The organism is Flavobacterium haoranii (assembly GCF_009363055.1).
GTDB classification, from domain to species: Bacteria; Bacteroidota; Bacteroidia; order Flavobacteriales; family Flavobacteriaceae; genus Flavobacterium; species Flavobacterium haoranii.
The window spans coordinates 2012691-2038968 of record NZ_CP045292.1 but is presented as its reverse complement, the minus strand read 5'-3'; the positions used below and the strand labels follow the sequence as shown (position 1 = coordinate 2038968).

Annotated in this window: 21 protein-coding genes and 3 pseudogenes; 17 read left to right on the top strand and 7 right to left on the bottom strand. The window is 31.8% G+C overall.

Features of this window, described 5'->3' with window-relative positions; translation table 11 throughout:
- Positions 1 to 39 precede the first annotated feature (39 nt).
- Together GCU34_RS09730 and GCU34_RS09725 are read left to right on the top strand one after the other, a co-directional pair.
- Positions 40 to 1035, top strand: a complete 996-nt coding sequence (locus tag GCU34_RS09730) for a TlpA family protein disulfide reductase (RefSeq protein ID WP_072782821.1) — start codon at positions 40 to 42, stop codon at positions 1033 to 1035.
- A gap of 156 nt (positions 1036 to 1191) precedes the next feature.
- Positions 1192 to 1533, top strand: coding sequence for a toxin-antitoxin system YwqK family antitoxin (locus tag GCU34_RS09725; protein WP_072782824.1), 342 nt, complete (start codon positions 1192 to 1194; stop codon positions 1531 to 1533).
- A gap of 81 nt (positions 1534 to 1614) precedes the next feature.
- Here the strand turns inward: GCU34_RS09725 and GCU34_RS09720 are convergent.
- From GCU34_RS09720 to GCU34_RS09705, 4 genes and pseudogenes are all read right to left on the bottom strand, one after another.
- Positions 1615 to 4802, bottom strand: a pseudogene (locus GCU34_RS09720) (efflux RND transporter permease subunit).
- Positions 4803 to 4809: 7 nt separating this feature from the next.
- Positions 4810 to 5871, bottom strand: a complete 1062-nt coding sequence (locus GCU34_RS09715) for an efflux RND transporter periplasmic adaptor subunit (RefSeq protein WP_072782829.1) — start codon at positions 5869 to 5871, stop codon at positions 4810 to 4812.
- 5 nt (positions 5872 to 5876) lie between these two features.
- Positions 5877 to 7196 (bottom strand): TolC family protein, encoded by a 1320-nt coding sequence (locus GCU34_RS09710; RefSeq protein ID WP_072782832.1) that lies wholly within the window; start codon positions 7194 to 7196, stop codon positions 5877 to 5879.
- A gap of 3 nt (positions 7197 to 7199) precedes the next feature.
- Entirely contained in the window at positions 7200 to 7796 is a 597-nt protein-coding gene (locus GCU34_RS09705; RefSeq protein ID WP_072782834.1) for a TetR/AcrR family transcriptional regulator, read from the bottom strand.
- A gap of 179 nt (positions 7797 to 7975) precedes the next feature.
- On the opposite strand from GCU34_RS09705, the gene GCU34_RS09700 reads away from it, so the two are divergent.
- A complete protein-coding gene (locus GCU34_RS09700; RefSeq protein ID WP_072782837.1) occupies positions 7976 to 8950 on the top strand; it encodes a polyprenyl synthetase family protein in 975 nt (324 codons plus the stop codon).
- Positions 8943 to 9293: a hypothetical protein gene (locus GCU34_RS09695; protein ID WP_072782840.1), complete on the top strand. Its 351-nt coding sequence runs from the start codon at positions 8943 to 8945 to the stop codon at positions 9291 to 9293. The genes GCU34_RS09700 and GCU34_RS09695 overlap by 8 nt, the downstream gene beginning before the upstream one ends.
- On the opposite strand, the gene GCU34_RS09690 is transcribed toward GCU34_RS09695, so the two are convergent.
- Positions 9277 to 9822 carry a hypothetical protein gene (locus GCU34_RS09690; protein WP_072782843.1) on the bottom strand — a complete coding sequence of 182 codons (546 nt, stop codon included), beginning with the start codon at positions 9820 to 9822 and terminating at the stop codon, positions 9277 to 9279. The two genes, GCU34_RS09695 and GCU34_RS09690, sit on opposite strands and share 17 nt — an antisense overlap.
- 116 nt (positions 9823 to 9938) lie before the next feature.
- Between GCU34_RS09690 and GCU34_RS09685 the strand changes: the two genes are divergently transcribed.
- From GCU34_RS09685 to GCU34_RS09665, 5 genes are all read left to right on the top strand, one after another.
- On the top strand, positions 9939 to 12710 hold the full coding sequence (locus GCU34_RS09685) for a 2-oxoglutarate dehydrogenase E1 component (RefSeq protein ID WP_072782846.1): 2772 nt from the start codon (positions 9939 to 9941) through the stop codon (positions 12708 to 12710).
- A 57-nt stretch (positions 12711 to 12767) separates the two neighbouring features.
- Positions 12768 to 13988, top strand: coding sequence for a 2-oxoglutarate dehydrogenase complex dihydrolipoyllysine-residue succinyltransferase (odhB, locus tag GCU34_RS09680; protein WP_072782849.1), 1221 nt, complete (start codon positions 12768 to 12770; stop codon positions 13986 to 13988).
- A 208-nt stretch (positions 13989 to 14196) separates the two neighbouring features.
- Positions 14197 to 15900 carry a helix-turn-helix domain-containing protein gene (locus GCU34_RS09675; RefSeq protein ID WP_072782852.1) on the top strand — a complete coding sequence of 568 codons (1704 nt, stop codon included), beginning with the start codon at positions 14197 to 14199 and terminating at the stop codon, positions 15898 to 15900.
- Positions 15901 to 16047: 147 nt separating this feature from the next.
- Positions 16048 to 17712 (top strand): fibronectin type III domain-containing protein, encoded by a 1665-nt coding sequence (locus tag GCU34_RS09670; RefSeq protein WP_152378443.1) that lies wholly within the window; start codon positions 16048 to 16050, stop codon positions 17710 to 17712.
- A complete protein-coding gene (locus GCU34_RS09665; RefSeq protein WP_317162536.1) occupies positions 17667 to 18677 on the top strand; it encodes an RCC1 domain-containing protein in 1011 nt (336 codons plus the stop codon). Before GCU34_RS09670 ends, GCU34_RS09665 begins: the two co-directional genes overlap by 46 nt.
- A 77-nt stretch (positions 18678 to 18754) precedes the next feature.
- On the opposite strand, the pseudogene GCU34_RS09660 reads toward GCU34_RS09665, so the two are convergent.
- Positions 18755 to 19191 (bottom strand): annotated as a pseudogene (locus tag GCU34_RS09660) (retropepsin-like aspartic protease).
- Positions 19192 to 19343: 152 nt separating this feature from the next.
- Here GCU34_RS09660 and GCU34_RS09655 point away from each other — a divergent pair.
- The 8 genes and pseudogenes from GCU34_RS09655 to GCU34_RS09615 all read left to right on the top strand — a co-directional run bounded on the left by GCU34_RS09655 (position 19344) and on the right by GCU34_RS09615 (position 25647).
- Complete coding sequence (locus tag GCU34_RS09655; protein ID WP_072782861.1) at positions 19344 to 20114, top strand: TatD family hydrolase; 771 nt, start codon at positions 19344 to 19346, stop codon at positions 20112 to 20114.
- Between the two features lie 58 nt (positions 20115 to 20172).
- Positions 20173 to 21312 (top strand): 1-acyl-sn-glycerol-3-phosphate acyltransferase, encoded by a 1140-nt coding sequence (locus GCU34_RS09650; protein WP_072782864.1) that lies wholly within the window; start codon positions 20173 to 20175, stop codon positions 21310 to 21312.
- Positions 21299 to 22330: an asparaginase gene (locus GCU34_RS09645; protein ID WP_072782868.1), complete on the top strand. Its 1032-nt coding sequence runs from the start codon at positions 21299 to 21301 to the stop codon at positions 22328 to 22330. Before GCU34_RS09650 ends, GCU34_RS09645 begins: the two co-directional genes overlap by 14 nt.
- Positions 22331 to 22546: 216 nt before the next feature.
- Positions 22547 to 23355 (top strand): annotated as a pseudogene (locus GCU34_RS09635) (MotA/TolQ/ExbB proton channel family protein).
- A 31-nt stretch (positions 23356 to 23386) separates the two neighbouring features.
- On the top strand, positions 23387 to 23806 hold the full coding sequence (locus GCU34_RS09630) for a hypothetical protein (protein ID WP_072782874.1): 420 nt from the start codon (positions 23387 to 23389) through the stop codon (positions 23804 to 23806).
- Positions 23807 to 23808: 2 nt separating this feature from the next.
- Entirely contained in the window at positions 23809 to 24423 is a 615-nt protein-coding gene (locus tag GCU34_RS09625) for an ExbD/TolR family protein (RefSeq protein ID WP_072782877.1), read from the top strand.
- Between the two features lie 18 nt (positions 24424 to 24441).
- On the top strand, positions 24442 to 24915 hold the full coding sequence (locus GCU34_RS09620; protein WP_072782880.1) for an ExbD/TolR family protein: 474 nt from the start codon (positions 24442 to 24444) through the stop codon (positions 24913 to 24915).
- A 72-nt stretch (positions 24916 to 24987) separates the two neighbouring features.
- Complete coding sequence (locus GCU34_RS09615; RefSeq protein ID WP_072782882.1) at positions 24988 to 25647, top strand: porin family protein; 660 nt, start codon at positions 24988 to 24990, stop codon at positions 25645 to 25647.
- Here the strand turns inward: GCU34_RS09615 and GCU34_RS09610 are convergent.
- A complete protein-coding gene (locus GCU34_RS09610) occupies positions 25642 to 26256 on the bottom strand; it encodes a hypothetical protein (protein ID WP_072782885.1) in 615 nt (204 codons plus the stop codon). The genes GCU34_RS09615 and GCU34_RS09610 overlap by 6 nt on opposite strands.
- Between the last annotated feature and the right edge of the window lie 22 nt (positions 26257 to 26278).

Genomic DNA, 26278 nt, shown 5'->3' with positions numbered 1-26278 from the left:
TTAGTTTAAAAAAGTATATTTACCGAAACGTATAAATTTATGAAGAAAATAGCATTACTTTTTGTTGCTCTTATTACATTATCATTTACAAAAATTGATAATGATAAGGTTAGGTTTAGAGCAACGATTGAAAACAGGCATAGTGATACTTTAGTTATTAGATCAAGATCTTTTAATAAAATTGTTGTAGCAGATAAGGAAGGAAATTTTAGTGATGAATTCTCTGTGGAAGAAGGATTTTATCAATTGTTTGATGGAGCAGAATATGCAAAACTATATTTAAAAAACGGATATGATTTAAGGATGTCTCTAAATGCTGAGAAATTTGATGAAAGCATAATCTTTGAAGGGGATGGTGCAAATGAAAACAATTTTTTAGCTGAAATGGCTCTAGATGATGAAAAGTTTGATTATGCAGGTATGTTACAAGCATCGGAAACAGAATTTCCACAATTATTACAAAAAAGAAAAGAATTTACACTAAATAAATTTGAAGGCAAAGATTTAGAAACAAACTTTGTAAACGCCTATAAAAAAGATTTTGAACAAAGTATGGCGGGTTTACAAGCTTATTATAACGAAAGTTTAAAAGTGCGAAAACTTAATGGGCAAAAATCGCCAACATTTAATTATGAAAATTACAAAGGGGGAAATACGAGCTTAGATGATTTTAAAGGCAAATATGTTTATGTAGATGTTTGGGCAACTTGGTGCGGACCTTGTCGTGCAGAGATTCCAGCTTTAAAGAAATTAGAAGAACATTATCATGGTAAAAAAGAGATTGTTTTTGTTAGTATTTCTATCGATCAAGCTAAAGATCATGATAAATGGAAAAAATTTGTAAAAGATAAAGAATTAGGAGGAGTTCAACTTTTTGCAGATAAAGATTGGAATTCAGATTTTGTAAAAGGTTATCAAATAAATGGAATTCCGAGATTTATTATCATTGGACCAAAAGGAGAAATTGTAAATGCTGATGCTCCAAGACCTTCTGCAGAGGATATCTACCAGACAATAGATACATTACTAAAGTAATATATTAGGTTTATTTACAAAGACCATTGGGTAACCAATGGTCTTTTTTTATGTTAAACCTTCTCAATGTTACCAAATTGTTAAGAAATAGTTTGTTTAGTGTAAAAATATTTTTATATTTGTTATATAAATGTTAACCTAATAATTGAAAAGGATATGAAAAAAGTAATGATTGTAGCGGTTTTATTGGTTTCTGGAGTAATGTTTGCTCAAGTTGAACCAAAATTCGAAGTGGTTGACCAAATGGTAAAAGCAACATATTATCACGATAACGGACAAATTAAAGAACAAGGTTTTTACTTAGATGGAAAACTTCATGGAAAATGGTCGTCTTTTAACGAAGATGGAACTAAATTAACTATGGGTGAATACAGCAATGGTATGAAAACTGGAAAATGGTTCTTTTGGAATGAAAATTCATTAAGTGAAGTTGATTATTCTAATAGTCGCATTGCGGATGTAAAAAAATGGTCAAGAGAAACTTTAGCTAAAAACTAATTTTTTTAAAAATATCATAACTAACCCAAAACTAAAAAATCCCGCAATTTGCGGGATTTTTTAGTTTATTGTCTATATATATTAAATTTCATGTTTAGGTGTGAAACCATCTTCACTTAATTCTTTGTGATCATATTCGGCTTTTATAGCAGCATCGTAGTCAATTTTTTCATGTTTACCCATTCTTCTTAAAATAGAATCAAACAGCGAGTACACTACAGGTACAATAATTAAAGTTAAGAATAACGAAGAAGTTAATCCGCCAATAATTACCCATGCTAAACCGTTATTCATTTCAGCACCAGCTCCTTTAGCAATTGCAATTGGAATCATACCAAAAATCATCGCAATAGTGGTCATTAAAATCGGACGTAAACGTGCATGATTAGCCTGAATTAGGGCATTATGTGTTGTTTCTCCAACTGCTTTTCGCATATTAGTAAAGTCCACAAGCATAATGGCATTTTTTGCTACTAAACCAATCAACATAATCATACCAAGCATAGTAAAGATGTTTAATGAATTCCCAGTAATTGCTAGAATAACCATTACACCTATTAAAGCCAAAGGAATTGAGAACAAAACTACAAATGGATAAACAAATGAGTCGTAAAGTGATACCATTACTAAATATACCAATATAATTGCAGCTAATAAAGCAATTCCTAAAGTACCAAAACCTTCTGTTTGATTTTCCATGTCACCACTCCAAATGTAGCTTACTCCAGCAGGTTTTGTTTTTTCATTTTCCATAAATTGAGCTGCCCATTCATTTGCAACATCTCCAACAGGACGACCCACTACTTTTGATTTTACTTTTACTGAAGGTGATTTGTCTCTACGTTCTAGCAAACTCGGACCTGAACCCATTCTTACTTCTGCAAATTGGCTTAGTCTAATTTGTTCTCCTTGCGAATTTGTGAATTTTAAATCTCTTACATCTTCAATGGATTGCCTATTTGCATCTCCAAAACGGATGTTTATGTCATATTCATATTCTCCAGCTCTAAATTTACCGTCAGTATTTCCACTGAATGCTGTTTGCATGGTTTGTCCTACACTTGAAAGATTTAAACCTAAAGTGGCCATTTTATCCCTATCTATATTTACCTGAACTTCTGGATTTCCAGAGTCAGTTGATAATTCAGCATCTACAGAACCAGGAACTTTTTTCAACAATTCGAGAATTCTGTTAGCTTCTTTGTTGGCAGTTTCGTTATCTTGAGCTGTTACGACCAATTCAATAGGTGCGTTATCTGCTCCCATCAAACCAATTGGTGCGGTTTTAAATTCGACTCCAGTAAATTTTTCTTCTAACGCTCTTTTAATTTTAGCAGATTTAATATCTGTACTTTCATCACGCTCAGATTTATCTGTTAAAATAACTTGGATTTCCGACTGGTATAAAGTTGCTTGTGCCCCTCCAAAACCTGAAGATTGTTGACCAACTGTAGTAATCATATTTACTACATCCTTATCATTTCTAAGGAATTTTTCAACTTCTAAAGTTATTTGGTTAGTTTTTTCTACTGAAGCATCTTTTGGTAATTCCATTTGAACTAGGAATTGACCTCTATCCATTTTCGGGAAGAATTCACCTCCAATAAATCCAAATGCCACTAACATGAATGAAGAAATCAAAATAATAAAGGTCACAATTACCGTCATTATTCTTCTAAATGTAGATTTTAGGCACCATTCTAATATTTCAGTAATCCAATGTGTAAATTTTTCTAATTGTTTTTCGAACCAAAGAATAAAATTCTCAAAAGGATTTTTTCCAGAAAGATGAACTAATTTACCGTATCTTGAAGATAACCAAGGGATAATTGTAAATGAAGCTAATAAAGAGAACATTGTTGCAATAACCACGGTTACACAGAATTGTGCTAAAATGTCTGAAACTAAACCAGAACTCATTGCAATTGGCAAGAAAACTACCACAATTACTAAGGTAATAGCTGTTACAGTAAATCCAATCTCAGAAGCTCCATCATATGCTGCTCGAATTCTGCTTTTCCCCATCTCCATGTGACGGTACACGTTTTCCAAAACCACAATGGCATCATCCACAAGAATACCTACAACTAGTGAAAGTCCCAATAAACTCATCAAATTTAAGGTATATCCCATTAAGTACATTCCGATTACAGTTGCAATCAATGACATTGGGATGGAAACCATAACGATAAATGCGTTTCTGATGTTGTGAAGGAATAATAACATTACCACAGCAACCAAAATAATAGCCAAAAACAAATCAAAGATTACGTGATCTGCTGCTTCTAAAGTAAAGTCAGTAGTGTCATCTACAATATTAACTTTAATTTCTTGAGTTTTATAATTATTTTGAACATCTGTAATGGTTTTTTTAATCGATTCTGATACAGTTACAGCATTTGCATCAGATTGTTTTTTTACTTGAAGTAGAATGGTTGGTAATTGATTGTATCTAGCAACTTTTTCAACATCTTTTTGAGTATCAAAAACCGTTGCAATATCTGATAAACGAACCTGTAGACCATTTTTACTTGAGACTACAAGATTATTCATCTCTGCTATATTTTTATACTTTCCAGAAAGTCTAATGGTAGATCTAGATGTTCTAGTTTTCAAAGCACCTGTAGGGAAATCTAAGTTAGATGTAAGGATTGTTTGCTGAACTTCTGAAATGGTTATTCCATAACCTTGCATTTTCTTTTCATCCAAATTAACTTGAATTTCTCTTTCCTGTCCTCCAACCAAATCAACCTGAGCAACACCATTTACTCTCGAAAAAATAGGTTCTATTTTTTATCTAACAGGTCATAAAGTTCTTTATTATTTAATTTATCACTTGAAATACTTAAGGTCATAATCGGTAAATCATCCAAAGAAAATTTTTGGAGTGACGGCGGATCAGCATCTTCTGGAAGGTCTGCTAAAATAGCATTTACCTTTCTTTGAGCATCATTCAAAGCATAGTTTACATCGGCTCCTGTGTTTAATTGAACCATAATTACCGATAAACTTTCGTATGATGATGATTCTACTTTTTTTACATTTTCTAAAGAACCAACTGCATCTTCAATCTTTCTTGTTACCGAAGTTTCTACCTCACTCGGAGAAGCTCCAGGGTAAACTGTAGAAATAGTCACCATGTTTGTCTCAAACTTAGGTATTAATTCGTACCCCATCATAGAGTAACTTAATAATCCGCCTAACGTAAGTATCGTAAATAATACGATGACCAACGAAGGTCTTTTAATTGATATTTCTGCTAACTTCATGTTGGTTTTACTTTATGATATTTATTTTTGAACCATTATCTAAGTTGATTTGTCCAGATGTAATTACTTGTTCACCTTCATTTAATCCACTTAAAATTTGTACTTTATTTCCGTACACTTTTCCTGTTTGAATTTTAATTAATTTTGCAGTTCCATTGTTTACAATGAATAACTGTCCTGAGCTAACGCCGTTTACAAACGCTTCTGCAGGAACAGTTAACATTTTTTGTGTTTCAGTACCATTATTGGTTTTGAATGTTGCTGTTGTATACATACCGGCTCTAAGATTTCCTTTATTTTGAACTTCTATTTCTACAGGAAAATTTAAAGAACTGTCACTTTTTGGAGCAATAAAGGTAATTTTACCACTGAAAGTTTCATCAGGTAAAACGTTTACATTAATCGTTACAGCTTGACCTAAAGCAATTTTACCAACTTGACTTTCATCAATTAAAACTGAAAGTTTCAGGGAGTTGATATTTACAATTTCAAATAAAGCAGTGCCAGGTGATACAACCATTCCAGGTTCTACCATCTTTTTGTTTATCGTTCCGCTTATGCCAGCTTTAATTTGTGTATCGCTCACTCTTACTTTTTGAGCTTTAAGTGCTGCTTGAGCATTTTTTAATTGTAATCTTGAATTGTCTAATTGTTGTTTTGTTACACCGCCAGTTTTGTATGCGTTTTCATAACGTAAGTTGTCGTCAATTGCGTTTTGTAAATTGTTTTGCGCCTGAGTTAAATCGACTTCAATTGCATCTCTTTTGATGGTAGCTAATGTTTGTCCGGCATTTACATTAGAACCTTCTTTAACCAGAACATTTACAACGCGACCAGAAATATCGGCAGATTGATTAATTTCTTGTTTTGGTAAAAAAGTACCGTTTGAAACATAATTTGTATTTATTTCTTCTTTGGAAACCGTAATTACGTTTACATTAATTTTATCAACTTGTTTTGCTACTTCGGCTACTTCCTGTTGTTGTTTTTCTTTGTTGCTAGCAATTTTATATCCTGCCAAACCTACTAATGCGGCAGCTACTATTACGTATATTAATTTCTTTTTCATTTTAGTTAGTTTAAACTTTTAAGTTCTCCTTTTGATTTTATTAATTGAATTTCTGCTAATTTGTAGCTTAATAAAGCATTTGTAAGATTATTTTGAGCATCTGTGTAAGAAGTTTCGGCATCTAATAAATCGGTTAATGATGACAATCCATTTTTGTAATTGTTTTCAATATTGCTTAAAACCTCTTTAGCTAATGTCACATTCTCTTTTTGAGTATTTACTGCTATAAGTGAATTATTAATTTGTGCCACAGCGTTTTTAAAATCTAAATCTAATGCTAATTGAGTATCTTTTTTGTCAGCCTCTAACATATCAATCTGAATTTGCGCTTGTTTAGTTTTTGATCTTACAACACCGCCGTTAAAAATAGGTATGTTTAGGTTTAATCCGATTGCAGAATAATCCGACCAATAAGCCCCAGGATAAGATTGAAACCAAGGGAATTCTTCACCAATACCTAAATATCCGTAACTAGCTTTTAGGCTTAAACTTGGTAAGCCTTCAGCTCGAGTAGCTTTTTTGTTTAGTTCTAGTAATTCAGTTTGTTTTTCTAAAAGCTTAATTTCGGTGCGATTATCAGTAAAATCACCATCTGTTGAAAAAGCATTGGCTGTAATTTCAAAGGTGCTTTCTGGTAAGTTGATAGTAGTATTGATGTCCATACCAATTAGGTATTTTAATGCATTTTCTTGTAATTGTAAAGAGTTGATAAGTTGTAAATGCGTACTCTTAACATTATTTAGCGTAACATTGGTACGGTCTAAATCTATTTTTTTAGCCAAACCATTTCTGTGTAAATCTGCAATTACATCGCGCACTCTGCTAGTATTGGCTAAATTAAGTTCGGTAGTTTTTAATTGAGATTTTGTTTTGTAAACTTCATAATAGCTATTGGCTACTTTTTCAATTACTTGTTCGTTAGTTAAATCTGCATTAATTTGATAAAATTCACGCGTGGTTTTTGCGGCTTTTAATCCAGTAAATACAGCTAAATTAAACAATTGTTGGTTTAACGAAACCGAAGCCGTTGATTGCCAAGGTTGTCCCATGGTTATAATTTGTGTTACACCACCGAAATCTATCGCACTTTGTTGTAAAATTGGGTTGTAAGTTAAGTCGCCATTAGCATTAATTTGCGGCAAAGCACTTGCTCTAACTTCGCTGATTTTTAGTTCACTATTTTTGACTTCCAGATTAGCTTTTATAGCTTCTGCTTTATTTTTTAGAGCAAAATTGATTGCCTCTTTAAGGCTTAGTTGCTCATTTTCTTGGGCACTTACGGTTAGACCTGTTAGTATTGCCACTACGAATAGTATTCGTTTCATAAATTATTGATAAATAGAGTATAAATGTGATTCTAATTCTTTAATGCCTTTTGAAGTAGCCATAGCTCGAGTATGATATTCCAAAGCTTCTAATTCGATTTTTTGACAATCAATCTCAGATGTTGTATCTTCATGAATATTAAATATTAAATAGTAATAGAAGTCAACGTAATTATTGATATTTAAGTCTTTACGATATAAGCCTTCTTTTATTCCTTTATTAATATTATCACTGAAAATTTTTTTGTGTTTTTGTATTTCACTTTTGAAAATGTTCTGATAAATTTCTGGGTAATGTTTTTTAAGTTGAAATACCGATGAGTCATCAGAAGATTTGAACATCTCTTTGAAGATTTTTCTTATTTCAAAGTTCTCTTTAATTGCATTGTGATTTTCAGAGATAATTTTTTGAATAATTTCGTTTATTTGGTCTCGTACAACTATAGTGGTTTCTTTTACAAGAATTTCTTTGTTGCAAAAGTATTTGTAAATGGTTTTTTTAGAAATACACATTTCTCCTGCAATATCGTCCATGGTTACGCTTTTGAAACCAAATTTTAAAAAGAGCTCACAAGCTTTTTCAATGATTTTCTCTTTCATTATTTTATAAAGGCACTTTTTTTAATCTTAATTCGAATGCAAATATACTTAGGAAACTTTTAATGCTAAAAAAGTTTCCTAAGTTTTTACATTTTTTTAACATTGCATGTATTTTGAATGTAAAAAACTATCATTTCAGCGTTTTTTTAGCGTACTTTGTGCTTCTAAAAATTAACAGAATGCATTCTTTACAAGAGTACCAAGAGATAGTTGCTAATCATTTCAGTCAAATAAAAAACAATAAGGAGCCAAAAGGGTTATATGAACCAATAGATTATATATTGAGTTTAGGCGGAAAAAGAATACGTCCGGTTTTAACTTTAATGGCTTCAGAAATTTTTGATACCGATTATAAAGAAGCATTAAATGCGGCTACTGCAGTTGAGGTATTTCATAACTTTTCTTTGATTCACGATGATATTATGGATGATGCGCCTTTGAGACGAGGCAAGGAAACTGTTCATGAAAAATGGGATTTGAATACAGGAATTCTTTCAGGTGATGCCATGTTAATTTTAGCTTATCAATACTTTGAAAATTATGAACCTCAAATTTTTCAAAAGCTTGCAAAAATTTTTAGTAAAACAGCATTAGAAGTTTGTGAAGGACAACAATATGATGTCGATTTTGAATCTCGTGATAACGTAACGATAAACGAGTATTTAAAAATGATTGAATATAAAACAGCAGTTTTAGTAGGTGCAGCTATGAAAATGGGAGCTATTGTTGCAAAAACTTCAGAAGAAAATGCAAATCTAATTTACGATTTTGGATTAAATTTAGGAATTGCGTTTCAGTTACAAGATGATTACTTAGATGCTTTTGGCGATCCTAAAACTTTTGGAAAACAAGTTGGAGGCGATATTATCGAAAACAAAAAAACCTATTTATATTTAAAAGCAATAGATTTTGGAAATAGTGAGCAAAAAGAACAATTGTTGCATTTGTTTTCAATTCAACCTGTTGATAATGCAGACAAAATAGAATCGGTTAAGAAAATTTTTATTGAAACAAAATCGGCTCAAGAAACTCAAAATGCAATAAAATTGTATACTGAAAAAGCATTTGAAACTCTTGAAAAACTGCAAATAGAGAGTAGTAAAAAAGGTGTCTTAAAAACTTTTGGAGAAAATTTAATGAATCGAAATGTATAATCCTCCTGCAAATATTGATGTTTTAATTTCTCAAGCAGAGGAAGAGAATTTGTATTTCAAATTAATAGAACAAACTAATAAAGATTTTTCTTTGGCAAATGAAAGTTTAGATGTTCCTACAAGTGTTTTTCCTTTCGATTTTAAAAACCGTGTGCAAGAAAAAATCTATTTTTTAATACAGCACAAATTTACAGAGTATTTAAATTTACTCTATATAATAGATGTGCCTGAAAATGAGGTGAAGGAATTAGATGGTTCCGATTTGGTGCAACTTTCAGAGCAAGTTACTTTTTTGGTTTTAAAACGGGAATGGCAAAAAGTTTGGTTTAGAAATAAATTCTAATAAAAGGCATTAAAGCATCCGCATAAACACCTTGATTGTCTTTGTAAAGAACATTGTATTTTGCTCCAATAGTTACATTGCTTGTTCTATAACCAGCTCCTAGAAAAAGAGCAGTATTCCAAAAGTCATCATGAACTTTTCCGTAATCAGTATTAAAACTATTGTTTACTTTAAGTTGTTCAACTTCTACTGAAAGTTGTATTTCTTCAAGTGGATTAAAAAGCCCGATTATACTTCCGCCATATAAATTAGCGGTGTAAACGTTTTTCTCTCTTACATAAGCATATTGTAGGCCCACTCCTGTGGCAAAATAGTTATTAATATTGTAAATAGCACTTGGCGAAATAGAAAAGTTAGTATAACCACTTCCGAACCCAAGTCCAAGTCCGCCACCAAATTGAACTTTATTCCAAAAATTAGATTTTGTTTTGTTTTCTTCGCTATTTTGAGCAGAAACTAAATTAATTGCGCTAATTAAAAATACAAAAAGAGCTAAAAATGTTAAATTGTTTGCGAAATTCTTTTTCATAAAACCATTTCAGAAAAATTAATGTTATAAAAATACAAATTTCTTTAGAAGATTATTACAAATGTTTTACTTTTGCATAAAAATTTTTTAACCAAATTTGTCAGTAAGACACAACTATGGATAGGTTTTCCTTTTTAAACGCTGCGCATACGGCTTTTTTTGCCGATTTATATGAACAATATCTTCAAAATCCAGATAGCGTAGAACCAAGCTGGAGAAGTTTTTTTCAAGGATTTGATTTTGCACAAGCTAATTATGGTTCAGAAGAAGTAGGGCAGATTATTGCGTCTGGAGATTATTCTTGTGAACATGTTACAGAGAAGCTTCAAAAAGAATTTAATGTTTTAAAACTTATTGAAGGCTATAGAACAAGAGGGCATTTGTTTACAAAAACAAATCCTGTTAGAGAAAGAAGAGCATATTCGCCTACATTAGCTCTTGAAAATTTTGGTTTATCACAAGCAGATTTAAATACTGTTTTTGATGCAGCTAAAATTGTAAATATGAAGCCTAGCACTTTAACTGAAATTGTAAAACATTTAGAAAGTGTTTATTGTCAGTCTATTGGTGTTGAGTTTATGTATATTCGCGATCCAAAGGTTCAAGAATGGATAAAGAATAGATTAGACATTAACGATAATCAACCAAAATTTAATGTTGATCAAAAGAAACACATTTTAAGAAAATTAAATGAAGCTATTTCTTTTGAAACTTTTTTACACACAAAATATGTAGGACAAAAACGTTTCTCATTAGAAGGCTGTGAAGCGGCAATTCCAGCTTTAGATGCTTTAATTGAAGCAGCTGCAGATAGAGGAGTTGAGCAATTTGTAATGGGTATGGCTCACCGTGGTCGTTTAAATGTTTTGGCTAATATTTTTGGTAAAAACACGCAAAATATCTTCTCTGAATTTGATGGAAAAGATTATGATGATGATATGTATTTTGATGGAGATGTTAAATATCACTTAGGATTAACATCAGATCGATTAACAAATTCAGGCAAACAAATTAATTTAAATTTAGCGCCAAATCCTTCTCACTTAGAAACAGTAGGTGCAGTAATAGAAGGAATTGCTCGAGCTAAACAAGATAGAAATTATCCAAATGATTTCTCAAAAGTTTTACCTATCGCTGTTCACGGTGATGCTGCTGTAGCAGGTCAAGGTATTGTGTATGAGATTATCCAAATGGCAAAATTAGATGGTTATAAAACAGGTGGTACTATTCATTTAGTTATCAATAACCAAGTTGGTTTTACAACAAATTATTTAGATGCTCGTTCATCTACTTATTGTACAGATATTGCTAAAGTAACTTTATCGCCAGTATTACATGTTAATGCAGATGATGCTGAAGCTGTTGTACATGCTATGTTGTTTGCCTTAGATTATAGAATGGAATTTGGTGGAGATGTTTTTATCGATCTTTTAGGTTATAGAAAATACGGACATAACGAAGGTGATGAGCCTCGTTTTACACAACCAAAACTTTATAAAGCAATTTCTAAACATAAAAACCCTCGTGATATTTATGCAGCTAAATTACAAGCTGAAGGCGTTATCGACGCAGGTTATGTAAAAGGTTTAGAAGATGAGTACAAAGCAAAGTTAGATGAGAATCTTGAGATTTCAAGAACAAAAGATTTAACAGTGATCACTCCATTTATGCAAAATGAATGGGAAGGATATGTACAAGTTTCTGACGATGTAATGTTAGAAAAATTTGATACATCTTTTAACCAAGAAAGTTTAGATAAAATTGCATCTGTAATTACTGAATTACCTGCTGACAAGAAATTTATCAATAAAATCTCTCGTTTAGTAGAAGATCGTAAAGCAATGTACTTCGAGCGTAATCAATTAGATTGGGCAATGGGAGAATTATTAGCTTATGGTTCTTTATTAACAGAAGGTTATGATGTTCGTATGTCTGGGCAAGATGTAGAACGTGGAACTTTCTCACACCGTCATGCAGTAGTTAAAGTAGAAGATTCTGAAGAAGAAATAGTATTACTAAATGACATACAAGATAAAAAAGGAAACTTCCATATCTATAACTCGCACTTATCGGAGTATGGTGTAGTTGGTTTCGAGTATGGTTACGCTTTAGCATCTCCAAAAACATTAACAATTTGGGAAGCACAGTTTGGAGATTTCTCTAATGGAGCCCAAATTATGATTGACCAATATATTTCTGCGGGTGAAGATAAGTGGAATAACCAAAATGGTTTAGTGCTTTTATTGCCACACGGTTATGAAAACCAAGGTGCTGAACACTCTTCAGCTCGTATGGAACGTTATTTACAATTGTGCGCAAAACACAATATGTATGTTGCCGATTGTACGACACCTGCAAACTTCTTCCACTTAATGAGAAGACAAATGAAAACAAACTTTAGAAAACCATTAGTGGTATTTTCTCCAAAAAGTTTGTTACGTCATCCATTAGCCGTTTCAACAAAAGAAGAATTAGCTAGTGGACAATTTCAAGAAGTAATTGACGATCCAAATGTTGCTGATAAAAAAGCAGTAAAAACATTAGTTTTCTGTACAGGTAAATTCTATTACGATATCATTGCTAAGCGTGAAGAATTAGGACGTAATGATGTTGCAGTAGTTCGTTTAGAACAATTGTTCCCATTAGCTGTAGACCAAATCAAAGCAATTATTGAAAGTTATCCAAATGCAAAAGATTATGTTTGGGCACAAGAAGAGCCTAAAAACATGGGAGCATACAGCTTTATGTTAATGAATTTTGATTTAGTAAAATTAAGATTGGCTTCGCCAAAAGCATATAGTGCGCCTGCAGCAGGAAGTTATGAGCGTTCTAAAAAACGTCATGCAAATGCTATTGCAATGGTTTTTGATAAAGATTTATTTAATTAATTTAGTATATAAAATACGTTTTCTCTAAAAGAGACAAAATTAAAACAACTTAGAGTTATGATATTAGAAATGAAAGTCCCTTCACCGGGAGAGTCAATTACCGAAGTTGAAATTGCAACTTGGTTAGTTCAAGATGGCGATTATGTTGAAAAAGATCAAGCAATTGCAGAAGTAGATTCAGATAAAGCTACTTTAGAATTACCTGCAGAAGCAAGTGGAATTATCACTTTAAAAGCAGAAGAAGGTGATGCTGTGGCAGTGGGACAAGTAGTTTGTTTAATTGATACAAGTGCAGCTAAACCAGAAGGTGGTGCTGCTCCTGTTGCTGAAGCTCCAAAAGCAGAAGAAAAGAAAGTAGAAGCTGCACCAGCTCCAGAAGCTCCAGCAAAAACTGAAACTTATGCTACAGGAAGTGCTTCTCCAGCTGCAAAGAAAATTTTAGCAGAAAAAAACATTCAACCTTCAGAGGTTGTGGGTACTGGAAAAGCTGGTAGAGTTACTAAAGAAGATGCAATTAATGCGGTGCCTTCTATGGGAACTCCAACAGGAGGAAACCGCGGAACAGAAAGAACTAAGCTTTCTATGTTACGTAGAAAAGTAGCGGAGCGTTTGGTTTCAGCTAAAAATGAAACGGCGATGTTAACTACTTTCAACGAAGTTGACATGTCGGCAATTTATGCTATTCGAGACCAATATAAAGAAGAGTTCAAAGCGAAACATGGTTTAGGACTGGGCTTCATGTCGTTCTTTACTAAAGCCGTAACTCGTGCTTTACAATTGTATCCAGATGTAAACTCTATGATTGATGGTCAAGAGAAAATTTCTTACGACTTCTGTGATATTTCAGTAGCGGTTTCAGGTCCAAAAGGATTAATGGTTCCAGTAATGAGAAATGCAGAAACATTATCTTTCAGAGGTGTTGAAGCTGAAATTAAAAGATTGGCTTTAAGAGCTCGTGACGGACAAATCACTGTTGACGAAATGACAGGTGGTACATTTACGATTTCTAATGGTGGTGTTTTCGGAAGTATGTTATCTACACCAATTATCAATCCTCCTCAATCAGGAATTTTAGGAATGCACAATGTAGTAGATAGAGCTATCGTTAAAAACGGTCAAATTGTTATCGCTCCAGTTATGTTTGTAGCATTATCATACGACCATAGAATCATCGACGGACGTGAGTCTGTAGGATTCTTAGTAGCGGTTAAGGAAGCATTAGAAAACCCAGCAGAAATTTTAATGGGTGGTAATGTGAAAAAAGCATTAGAATTATAAATGACTTTGTCAATCTGAACTTGTTTCAGATTCTAAATAACAAAATCCCAAATTCATAGAGTTTGGGATTTTTCTTTATTAAAAATTATAAGTTTAGATATTGTTGGGAAATGTAAAAGTTAATCTTATCAATAAGATACTAAACAATATAGTTTTATTCATATTTTAGCACACTATAATTTTTAGGTTGAGTTGCTAAATTTTCAAGATGCACAAATTTACTTTTTCTATCATACTATCATTATTCATTAATTTGATATTTGCTCAAGAATTGAGTGAATCAGAAATTAATATAACCCGAAGTATTCAAGAAAATCTTATTTCAAATCCAGAAAAGGCTTACGCTCAAGCCATAGAAATTAGTAATTCTAAAAATGAATTGTTTCGTTTTTATGGTAAGTATTATGAAGCGAATTATTTTTATAACAAATCCGAGTTTACTCATTCAAAGAAAATTCTAATAGCTGTTATAGAAGATATTGAGAAAAGTGAAATTGATAAAATGAGCAAAGTATATCAAGATTTGCTAAGTATGTGTGTTAACAAACTATTTTATATTCATAAAAATTTAGGAGAATACGATTTAGCCTTGTTTTATCTTGATAAATATAAAAACAGTGTGCCTAATAATCATTTTAACGCGCAATATGGTTCCATAAAAGTAGCTATGGGCGATTATGTTAATGGAATTGCTTTACTAAAGAGAGAATTAAAAACTTCTCATCACTTAAAATTAGGAGTAGGTGAAAAAAAAGTAATGAATAAAAAACTGTTTGCAGATAAATACAATATTATTGGGGAAGCTTATCAAAAGTATTATATTCAGTCGAAGAAAACCGTGTTGTTAGATTCTGCAAATCATTATTTTAATGTAGCAGCAACAATGATGTTACAAGATAATTTTCAGCCCGAATACACCAAAGCATTATTGAGCATGCGTGAAGCAAAAAGTGCCGCTTTAGCAGGAAATTACGAGAAATCTTTATCATTATACAGAAAGCGAAAAAAGTATCCTATTATTCAGGATAATATAAGAACAGAACAATTGTTTGATTTAGGAATGGCCGATTGTTTTTATAATTTAAAACAAATTGATTCGTCACTTTTTTATTGTAAGAAATACATTGAAGGTTATAAAATAACTAAAGTTTCTAATGAAAATTTATTAATGGCATATAATATTATGACACAGTGTTATAATGAGAAGAACGATACTAAAAATGCATACAGCTATGCCAAAAAAAGCTTAGAATTAATTCAATCAATAGAGGGAATTAAAAGTAAATCTTTAAATTTTCTTCACAATTACGATTTAAACAAAATAAAAGAAGAATCAAATAAAGTTATTGCATCAAAGAATTATTTTAAAATATCGCTTTTTGGTATTTTGATTCTTTTTGCTGTAGTGGTTTGTAGTTTTTATTACTATTACAAAAATCAGAAAGAAAAACATTATCGATTTTTAAAGATTATTCAAAATTTAAAAGAAACTCATGCTTCAAATAATAATCTACAGATTGATAAAATTGAAACGCAACCAAAACAATCAATTGATGAAGATCTTATTGAAAAAATAACAGTAGGTTTAAAAAAACTAGAACAAAAAGAAACTTTTTTAGATCCTAACTTTAAGTTGGCTTTTGTAGCAAAAAAATTAAATACCAATACAGCCTATTTGTCACAATATTTTAATCAGGTAATGCAAAAAACCTTTTCAGAATATACTCAAGAATTACGAATTCATTATGTACTTCAAAGACTAAAAGATGCTCCTTATTTCCGTAAATATACTTTGCAAGCCATTGCAGAAGAAGTAGGTTATAAAGATGCTAATACACTTGTTCGCGTTTTTAAAAAGCAAACTGGACTTTCTCCTAATTATTACATTGAAAAATTAGAAAATACAGATTAAGTATTTGTTAATCAAGTAAATAAATAGTGTTAGATCTTTTGATTATTTATAAATAGTCCAATAAACAAATTGGTCTAACTCTTCATATCTCATAGTTTTGACTATAATTTAATCAATTTAAGCTTCAAATCATCAAAATATAAAAAAATGAAAAGAACAATTACTCTATTTTGCCTATTGGCATTTTTATGTTTCATTCCTAATGCTGTTGCACAATGTACTACTGCACCGAATGGAATATTTCCAAGTAATGCATTTACACCAAGCTGTAATGGAAACTATGAGACAATAACTAATCAAGGTTGGACTGGCGAATACAGCAATGTGAATGTAATTGCAAACAAACAATATTCGTTCTCAAGCTCAGTTACAACTGATTATATTACAATTACTAATGATTCAGGAACTGTTGTTTATGCTAGTGGAACTCAACCTGTAATGTGGGATTCTGGAAGTACCACAGGCGTTATTCGTTATTACCTTCATTCAAATGCTAGTTGTGGTAGTGAACAAGTGAATAGGTCACGCTATATTCGATGTGCGGATGCGTCAAACTGCGCACCACCTTCAAATCTAGTGGTATCAAATATAACATCCAATTCTTGTAAAATGACTTGGACAGCTGCATCACCAGTGCCTTCTACTAATTATGATATTTATATAGTTACTACAAATAGTGCTCCTAATGCAAATTCTACTCCTACGTTATTTACTACAACTAACTTAACTACCACTTTATATTTAAATATTGCAGCAGGCACAACCTATTACTATTGGATACGCTCTAACTGTGGTGCTACAACTGGAATGTGGGTTTCTGGTGGGAGTTTTACTTCGCCAGCTGCTTTAACTTGTAATGGTGCTATTTATGGATTGTACCCTAATGCAACTTTTACTCCTGCTTGTACAGGAAGTACTGAACAAATCGTTGCAGATGCTTACGCTGGAGAATATTCAAATGTAAATGTTTTGTCAAATAAAGAATATACTTTTACAAGTTCTGTATCTACTGATTACATTACCATCACCAATGCAGATGGGACGGTGGTTTTAGCAAGTGGACAAACACCTTTGGTTTGGGATTCTATTGCAACATCTGGAGTTATTAGATATTTTTTACATTCAAATGCTAATTGTGGTACTCAAGAAACAAACAGAGTTCGTTCAATAAAATGTCAGGATAGCACTCCGCCTTGTAATCCTCCTGGACAATTTTGGGCAGATAATATTACAGCAACAACTGCAGTACTTAACTGGACATCTGTGACGCCAACACCTGACACATATTTGTATTTATATAATACCGAACCTACAATTGGTGGAATCGATGGCAATACAACTTCAACTTCAACTAATATTGACAACTTATCTCCAAATACAGATTATCATTGGTGGGTTGCTTCTGTTTGTGGTAACGATCAAACACAATGGGTGTATTGTGGCTCATTCACAACACTTTCAAACGCATCAGGCTGTTGGGAAACTATCAGTGCAGGTTACACTCATTCAGTAGGAATAAAGACCGATGGAACATTATGGGCTTGGGGAGATAATGGTTATGGACAGTTGGGAGATGGAACAACAATTGCCAAAAGTAGTCCAACTCAAATAGGCACAGCGAATAATTGGCAAAGTGTTTCAGCAAGTGGTGGTTTTACTTTAGCAATAAAAGCAGATGGAACATTATGGGCTTGGGGGAATAATACCTTTGGTCAATTAGGTGACGGAACAACAACAAATAAAATCACTCCAACACAAATAGGGACATCAACAAACTGGATCAGGGTTGCTACTGGCGAGGGATTTGTTTAGCAATAAGAGATAATGGTGCACTTTGGGCTTGGGGAAATAATAATTTCGGTCAATTAGGTGATGGAACCACTGTTAATAAAATAGTGCCTACACAAATTGGAACAGATACTAGTTGGTTAAAAATTGCCGCAGGAAATGGTTTCTCATTAGCAACTAAAATGAATGGTACACTTTGGACATGGGGTAACAATTCTGATGGTCAACTTGGAAATGGAACGACTAATAACGCAATAGTTCCAACTCAAATAGGCACAGATAATGACTGGGCTGATGTAGCTGCTGGATACAATCATTCTGTGGGTAAAAAGTTAAACGGACTTCTTCTTACATGGGGAAATAATACTTACGGACAACTTGGAGATGGTACCAATGTTAATCGATTAGCGCCAGTTTCAGTTTTTGATCAAGTAGAAAATATAGATGCCGGATGGAATTATACAGTTGGAACTATCACTACTTATGGAAACATGTTTTACACTGGGCAAAATAATTTTGGACAATTAGGAGATGGAACAACTAATAATTCTAATTTTATTAGTGTAACAAACTCCAATAATCATAAGCTAATTTCTGCAGGAGCATATCATACTTTTTCATTAAACAATGATGATTCTTTGAGTGCTTGTGGATTAAACGGACAAGGAAGATTAGGTGATGGAACAACAAATAATAGTTCCAATTTAATTTTACTTGAGTGTCCTACGAATACATTATCAAATGAAAATTTTGATTCAGTATTAAAGGTTAATATTTATCCAAATCCTGTAAACAATATTTTAAATGTTGATTTTATTGGAGATTTTGCAATTGTTTCAGTTTACAATATGATAGGTCAAGAAGTTTTAATCAAAAAATTTGAAAAAAATGAAAGGTCTATTGATGTTTCAAATTTATTACCAGGAACATACTTTGTTCGAGTAATGATAAATGACGCTATTAAAACAATAAAATTGATTAAACAATAGGTTTAATTGTTTGAGAGTGTCTCGTTTGATTATTTTAATTTTAAAAACCCAAATTCATCGAATTTGGGTTTTTTTGTTTATTTCAAATACAAATAGTGATTGTAATAATCAATAATTGCTTTTCCATTTAGTAAAACATCAGCGCCAATAATGCCATCAACAGGTTTCATTTTATATTGTTTTAGTGCTAAATTCACATGAAACATATCAAATATAACAAGGTTAAGAGTGTCAAATTTCCATCTGTTCAATTGAGCCAAATTACTTTTAGAAAGTTGTGTTTCCATTCCAGTTGCTCCAGCGCCGGCTGCTTTGGTATCAGAAATTTCAGTATTAAGTTGAAATTTTTCAATTCCTTCCAGACCAACGCAACTATTACTAGCGCCGGTATCTAAAATAAAATTTCCTTTTATGCCATTAATTTTGGCAGTAATTAATAAATGTTGTGTTTTTAAAACCTTAAATTTTACTTTTTGTATTTTTTCTTTTGCAAAAAGTCTTGTAAATCTTCCATTAATAAAATTTTTCATAAAAATACAACAAACACCCCTAAAGTCCCCTCAAGGGGACAATTTCACAAATAAAAACTTTAAATTTGCAACCATTAACAATTAACAATTAACAATTAACAATTAACCATTAACAATTAACCATTAACAATTAACCTTGATTTTAACCGATACCCATACCCATTTATATTCTGAAGAATTTAGTGAAGATAGAAATGAAATGATTACAAGAGCAATTAACGCTGGAGTTTCTCGTTTTTTTATTCCTTCGATTGATTCAACTTATACTAAAAAAATGTTCGATTTAGAAAAGCAATATCCAGAAAATGTTTTTTTGATGATGGGATTGCATCCTTGTTATGTAAAGCCTGATACTTTTGAAGCCGAACTTGCACATGTTGAGAAAGAATTATTTTCGAGAAAATATTATGCGGTAGGCGAAATTGGAATTGATTTGTATTGGGATAAATCTACTTTGGAGATTCAAAAAATTGCATTTAAAAAGCAAATTCAATGGGCAAAACAATTAGGTTTAGGTATCAATATTCATTGTAGAGATGCTTTTGATGAAGTTTTTGAAGTTTTAGAAAGCGAATATGATGAAAATTTATTCGGAATTTTTCATTGCTTTACTGGCGATTTAGAACAAGCTAATAGAGTAACAGCCTTAGGTATGAAATTAGGAATTGGTGGTGTGGCAACTTTTAAGAATGGGAAAATAGATCAATTTTTGAATCAGATTGATTTACAACATATTGTTTTAGAAACCGATTCGCCATATTTAGCTCCTGTGCCATATCGTGGTAAAAGAAACGAAAGCAGTTATACTGTTTTAGTAGCCCAAAAATTAGCTGAAATTTACCAACTTTCTATTGAGGAAATTGCACAAAAAACTACTCAAAATTCAAAAGACATTTTCGGAATTTAACGAAGATTTTATCACAAATTGTCATTTTTTTGTTCATTTGTGTTTCTAAATTATTGATATGTCAAAATTTGATGCAATTCGTCCGTTTTATGATTCAGAAGTGAATGAAGCTGTTGTTTCTTCGCTCAATCATCCTATGATGAAAGCTATTATGAATTTTGCTTATCCTGGAATAGCTGAAGAGGTTTGGCAAGAGCAATTAAAACGCACGCATTCCATTCGTGATTTCCAAATTAATTTTGCTTATAATGCTTTAAAAAAAGTATTAGAAAAGAGTTCTGATGGTTTATCAACTTCAGGTTTTGAAAATTTAGAACCTAATACTTCTTATCTTTTTATTTCGAATCATCGCGATATTATTTTAGACACATCATTGTTAAATGTCTCTTTATACGATCACGGATTGTTAATGACGGCATCGGCAATTGGTGATAATTTGGTTCAAAAAGACTTTCTTTTAAAACTATCAAAACTTAATAGAAATTTTCTTATTCAAAGAGGACTTTCACCTCGAGAACTTTTAATGAGCTCGAAATTGGTTTCAGAATTTATGTATCAATTATTGGCAAAAGAAAATCGTTCGGTTTGGGTAGCACAAAAGGAAGGAAGAACAAAAGACGGAAATGATGCTACACATCAAGGTGTTTTAAAAATGATTGCAATGGCATCTGATGAAAAAAATTGCATGGATTATTTCAAGAAGTTGCGAATTGTTCCCGTTTCAATTTCCTATGAATATGATCCAACAGATGCTTTAAAAATGCCACAATTATTAGCGGAAGCAAGAGATGAAGTTTACAAAAAAGAGAAAAATGAAGATTTTGTAAACTTAATGAGTGGTATTGTAGGGCAAAAAAAGCGTATTCATATTCATGTTGGTAAAATTTTAAATGAAGAATTAGAAAGTATCAAGAATGAATGCGATAATTCAAATAAGCAAATTCAAGCTTTGGCTCAAGTAATTGATGATTCTATTTTACAATCGTATAAACTTTGGCCAACAAATTTTATTGCATACGATATACTTTATAATACAGATAAGTTTTCAAGTCATTACACAAGTAAAGAGCGACAAGTTTTTGAAAGAAGATTGGAATTGAGAATTGATGCTGATCATAAAGAAATGGTAGAAAGTTTCTTAACCATGTATGCAAATCCAGTTGTTAATAAATTAAAATATACAGATGCAACATTCTAAGCCAAATATAATGTTGATTTATACCGGTGGTACTATTGGTATGGTAAAAGATAGTGCAACTGGGGCTTTAAAAGCTTTTGATTTTAATAAATTACTAAAAAATATTCCCGAGTTAAAACTTTTAGATTGTTCGATTGAAACAATTTCGTTTGAACATCCTATTGATTCTTCGAATATGAATGTAGTTCATTGGCAAAAAATGGCAACTATAATCGAAGAAAATTATTCAAAATTTGATGGTTTTGTACTGCTTCATGGTTCTGATACAATGTCTTATAGTGCATCGGCTTTAAGTTTTATGTTAGAAAACTTAGCTAAACCAGTAATTTTTACAGGATCCCAATTACCAATTGGAGATTTACGTACAGATGCAAAAGAGAATTTAATTACCGCAATACAAATTGCTTCACTTCAAGAAAAAGGTAAACCAGTAATTCAAGAAGTTGGTTTATATTTCGAATACAAATTATATCGTGGCAATAGAACCACAAAAATCAGTGCCGAACATTTTAATGCTTTTACTTCACCAAATTTCCCTGAACTAGCTGAATCGGGAGTGCATTTAAAAATAACTTCAGATGTTTTATTGAAACAAAAGAAACCTGTAAAACTAAAGGTTAATAAAGATTTTGATGAAAATGTATTGATTCTTAAATTGTTTCCCGGCATTAACAAAACCACATTAGAAGCGGTGCTTTCGGTGCCTAATTTAAAAGGAATTATTTTGGAAACCTATGGTTCGGGTAATGCACCTTCAGAAGAATGGTTTTTAAAAGAAATCAAAAAGGCAATAAAAAACAATATTTACGTTATAAATGTAACGCAATGTAGTGGTGGCTCAGTAGCAATGGGTAAATATGAAACAAGTACAGCACTTAAAAAGATAGGTGTAATTTCGGGTCGCGACATCACTACAGAAGCTGCTATTACTAAATTAATGTATTTATTAGGGCAAAAAGTAAGTAATAATGTTTTTAAAACCATTTTCGAGACGAGTTTAAGGGGCGAAATGAATTAAAAATGCTTAAAAATTTTCATAGATGAGAAATTTTACGTTATTTAGCGTCCTTAAAATAGAAAGTGTTTTTTAATGAAGGAGAAAAATTAGCTATTATGCAAAAAAAACCTACAAAGTAGGATGTATAAAGCTTCTTTGATTTGAGAAATATTTTCAAAAAATTATTAAATTTTATATTTTTAACCCAATTAACTAATTAAATTTAAGAACAAAACGATGAAAAGATTATTTTCTATTTTGGCAATCACAGGGCTTATGACTTTTGGAAATGTTCAAGCTCAAGAAGAAACTGTAGATTCAACTGCAGCTGCTACGACAGAACAAGTTCAAGAAACTGTAGCAGAAGAAACTCCAGCTGCTGATGTTGTAGCTGATGATGAAGCTGCTGTTGAGCCAAGCTTTACACAAAAATGAAAACCCGTTTTATTGAGGGTGGTCCTGCTTTCATGGGAATTGTATTAATCTGTTTAATTTTAGGTTTAGCAATTGCTATTGAGAGAATTATCTACTTAAACTTATCTACAACAAATACAAAAAAATTAATCTCTGAAGTAGAAGATGCTTTAAACTCAGGAGGTGTTAACGCTGCTAAAGAAGTTGCAAGAAACACTGCTGGTCCAGTTGCTTCAATTTTCTACCAAGGTTTAGATCGCTACGAGCACGGTTTAGATTCAGCTGAGAAATCAATCGTTGCTTACGGAGGTGTTCAAATGGGACAATTAGAGAAAAACGTTTCTTGGATTTCATTATTTATCGCTCTTGCTCCGATGTTAGGATTCATGGGTACGATAATTGGTATGATCGAGGCGTTTGACCAAATTCAATCAGCTGGTTCAATGGAGCCGTCATTAGTAGCTGGTGGTATTAAAGTTGCGTTATTAACAACAGTATTCGGTCTTATTGTTGCTATTATTCTTCAAATTTTCTATAACTATATCGTAGCAAAAATCGATTCTATCGTTAACGATATGGAAGATGCATCTATCAGCTTAGTTGATATGTTATCTGATTATAGCAAAAAATAATAATAAACAACACTAAAAAAGATAATCTGTTATGAACTTACATAAGTTAACAAAAATAGCAGCCATTATCGTTGCCGTTCTAAGTATCATTTTCTTAGGATTATTAATGGCAAACAGCGATGCTGAAGATAATAGCTGGATTTCTCCACTAATCTACATTTCATATGCAATATTTGCTGCATGTGTTGTAGTAGTGTTAGTGTTTGTATTGAAAAATTTATTTACTCACAAAGAAGACTTAAAAAGAACTTTAATTTCAGTTGGACTATTTTTAGGTGTTGTACTTATCTCTTATATCTTCGCAGATAGTTCAGATGTTAAAGCAAACGGAATTGTTTATACGGGTGCTACATCTAAATGGGTAAGTGCAGGTCTTAATGCTTTCTATTTATTAGCTGTTGTAGCTGTAGGAGCAATGGTTTGGACTGGATTTAATAAAATTAAAAAATAATTATGGCTAAAAGAGAAGCACCAGAGGTAAATGCCGGTTCAATGGCAGATATTGCTTTCCTGCTTTTGATTTTCTTCTTGGTTACTACAACTATTGGAGTAGATCAAGGGATTAACCGTCTTTTGCCTAGATATGAAGAAAACCCACAGCCTCCTGTAGATATTAATGAAAGAAATATCTTAAGAGTATTGGTAAACAAAGACAATCAATTACTTGTAAACGAGCAAGTAATGAATATCAAAGATTTACGTCAGGCTGCTATTGAATTCTTAGAAAACAATGGAGATGGGTCTTGTGCATATTGTCAAGGTAAAAGAGTTTCTAACTCTTCGGATAATCCTGAAAAAGCTGTAATTTCTGTAATGAATGATGGTCAAACTTCTTATGAAACATATATAGCTGTACAAAATGAATTGGTTGCAGCGTATTATTTCTTAAGAGATAGAGAAAGCAAAAGAAGATATGGGGTTTCATTTAGTGAAATGGAATACATTTACAACGACCCAGCTTCTAAAGCTACTGAAGGTTTAGTAGAGGAATTAGAACCGAAGGTTAAAAAGATTCAAGAGTTATTTCCAATGCGTCTTTCAGAAGCAGAACCGAAAAAGAACTATTAACATTTAATTTTAGAAGATATGTCTAAATTTAAAAAGAAAAAATCAGGAGCACTTCCTGCCATTTCAACAGCATCATTACCTGATATTGTATTTATGCTATTGTTCTTTTTCATGACCGCTACGACAATGAAAGATAGTGATTTAATGATTGAGAATAGATTACCGAAAGCCAATCAAACGGCTAAACTGCATAAAAAACAATATGTTATGTATATTTATGCTGGTAAAGCAAAAGATAATTACAAGTCTACTTTAGGATCGTCAGATCGTATTCAATTAAACGACAAGATATCTTCAGTAGCAGATATTCGTAACTTCGTAATTACTGAGAGAGCTTCTCGTAATTCTGAAGACGAAAAATATTTAACAGCTTCTTTGAAAATAGACAGAGAAGTAAAAATGGGACTTGTTCAAGATATTAAACAAGAACTACGTAAAGTTGATCAATTAAAGGTTAACTATACAACTAATCAAGGGAATCCTGTAGATTAAATTCTTTTCATCTTTATATAGAAAGGTACGCATTGCGTACCTTTTTTTATTACTTTTATAAAAAAATACCAAGTGAAGAAATACTTTTTTATAATTTCTTTTTTTACAGTCTTTTTTTCTTTTTCTCAAGATGATAAAAATGCTCCTTACAAAGTGGTTGATTCATTATTTAGAGAAGATCAGTTTTATGTTTCTATTAGTTACAATTTAGTACAAAATAGACCAAGTGGTTTTAAGCAATTTGGTTTTTCTCAAGGATTTTCTGGAGGTTTCTTGAGAGATTTTCCATTGTCGAAAGATAGAAATTGGGCAATTGCTCCCGGATTTGGCTATTCTTATAACAATATCAAACAATTTATTAACTCAGATATTTTAATTCCCGATTCTGGAACTTCCGAGAATATTAAAACTACAATTATCACACACGGTATCGATATTCCTCTTGAAATTAGATGGAGAAATGCGTCACCTTTAAGTCACAAATTTTGGAGAATTTATGCAGGAATAAAAGCAACCTATGTGCTAAATGCAAAATTAAAATTTGAATCCTCTTTCGGGAATGACAAAGAAAACATTCTAAGTAATGTCAATAGATGGCAATATGGAGCTTATTTGTCAGTTGGTTATAATACTTGGAACCCTTACATTTATTATGGTTTAAATCCTGTTTTTAAAGATGGAACTAATCGTTTGTCAAATTTTAATCTTGGATTTATATTTTATATTTTATAAAACTAAATCTTTCCAAATAAAATATTGTGGTAATAACCCAATTAAAAAGCCCACGAACAATTCTGGCATCGTATGCGACTTCATATAGAGTCTAGAAGAAGCCACTAATCCCATGCAAACTATAGCAAAAGCTACCATATTCAAATAAGGTAATTGATGGTAAACAGCCACAGCATAAACAAAACAAGCAAGTGATGTGATGCCAATCATATGTAAGCTGGCTTTGTATTTTAAAAGGATTGCTATAAAAGCTAAAACAGCACTAAAAAACCCACCTGTATAAAAGTAAAACAATTCGGGAATTGTATTGTTTTCTCTCACAATGTACAGTAAAGCAAAAAAGAGAAAAGATTGTATTAAAACAGGAATTTTTCTTTCTTTTATGCTCGCTTCAGTAAAAGATGTTACAATACCCAGCGATATAAATAGAAAATAGAGTGCTAGAGGCATTAACAAAGTTAAAATACTTACTTGTATTAAAATTAAATATTGTAAGCGCTCAGGAGCTGTGTGTGGTGCAACTAAGAAAAAATATAACGTTCCATACAATGTAATGAATATGGGATGAAATATATATGAAAATATAGGTAAAAAAGAGTTACTTTTCATTCAAAGCGATACTTTAGTTGTA

Coding starts and splice junctions, on each gene's coding strand:
- GCU34_RS09730 (WP_072782821.1), top strand. CDS start 40: ATGAAGAAAATAGCATTACTTTTTGTTGCTCTTATTACATTATCATTT.
- GCU34_RS09725 (WP_072782824.1), top strand. CDS start 1,192: ATGAAAAAAGTAATGATTGTAGCGGTTTTATTGGTTTCTGGAGTAATG.
- GCU34_RS09715 (WP_072782829.1), bottom strand. CDS start 5,871: ATGAAAAAGAAATTAATATACGTAATAGTAGCTGCCGCATTAGTAGGT.
- GCU34_RS09710 (WP_072782832.1), bottom strand. CDS start 7,196: ATGAAACGAATACTATTCGTAGTGGCAATACTAACAGGTCTAACCGTA.
- GCU34_RS09705 (WP_072782834.1), bottom strand. CDS start 7,796: ATGAAAGAGAAAATCATTGAAAAAGCTTGTGAGCTCTTTTTAAAATTT.
- GCU34_RS09700 (WP_072782837.1), top strand. CDS start 7,976: ATGCATTCTTTACAAGAGTACCAAGAGATAGTTGCTAATCATTTCAGT.
- GCU34_RS09695 (WP_072782840.1), top strand. CDS start 8,943: ATGTATAATCCTCCTGCAAATATTGATGTTTTAATTTCTCAAGCAGAG.
- GCU34_RS09690 (WP_072782843.1), bottom strand. CDS start 9,822: ATGAAAAAGAATTTCGCAAACAATTTAACATTTTTAGCTCTTTTTGTA.
- GCU34_RS09685 (WP_072782846.1), top strand. CDS start 9,939: ATGGATAGGTTTTCCTTTTTAAACGCTGCGCATACGGCTTTTTTTGCC.
- odhB (WP_072782849.1), top strand. CDS start 12,768: ATGATATTAGAAATGAAAGTCCCTTCACCGGGAGAGTCAATTACCGAA.
- GCU34_RS09675 (WP_072782852.1), top strand. CDS start 14,197: ATGCACAAATTTACTTTTTCTATCATACTATCATTATTCATTAATTTG.
- GCU34_RS09670 (WP_152378443.1), top strand. CDS start 16,048: ATGAAAAGAACAATTACTCTATTTTGCCTATTGGCATTTTTATGTTTC.
- GCU34_RS09650 (WP_072782864.1), top strand. CDS start 20,173: ATGTCAAAATTTGATGCAATTCGTCCGTTTTATGATTCAGAAGTGAAT.
- GCU34_RS09645 (WP_072782868.1), top strand. CDS start 21,299: ATGCAACATTCTAAGCCAAATATAATGTTGATTTATACCGGTGGTACT.
- GCU34_RS09630 (WP_072782874.1), top strand. CDS start 23,387: ATGAACTTACATAAGTTAACAAAAATAGCAGCCATTATCGTTGCCGTT.
- GCU34_RS09625 (WP_072782877.1), top strand. CDS start 23,809: ATGGCTAAAAGAGAAGCACCAGAGGTAAATGCCGGTTCAATGGCAGAT.
- GCU34_RS09620 (WP_072782880.1), top strand. CDS start 24,442: ATGTCTAAATTTAAAAAGAAAAAATCAGGAGCACTTCCTGCCATTTCA.
- GCU34_RS09610 (WP_072782885.1), bottom strand. CDS start 26,256: ATGAAAAGTAACTCTTTTTTACCTATATTTTCATATATATTTCATCCC.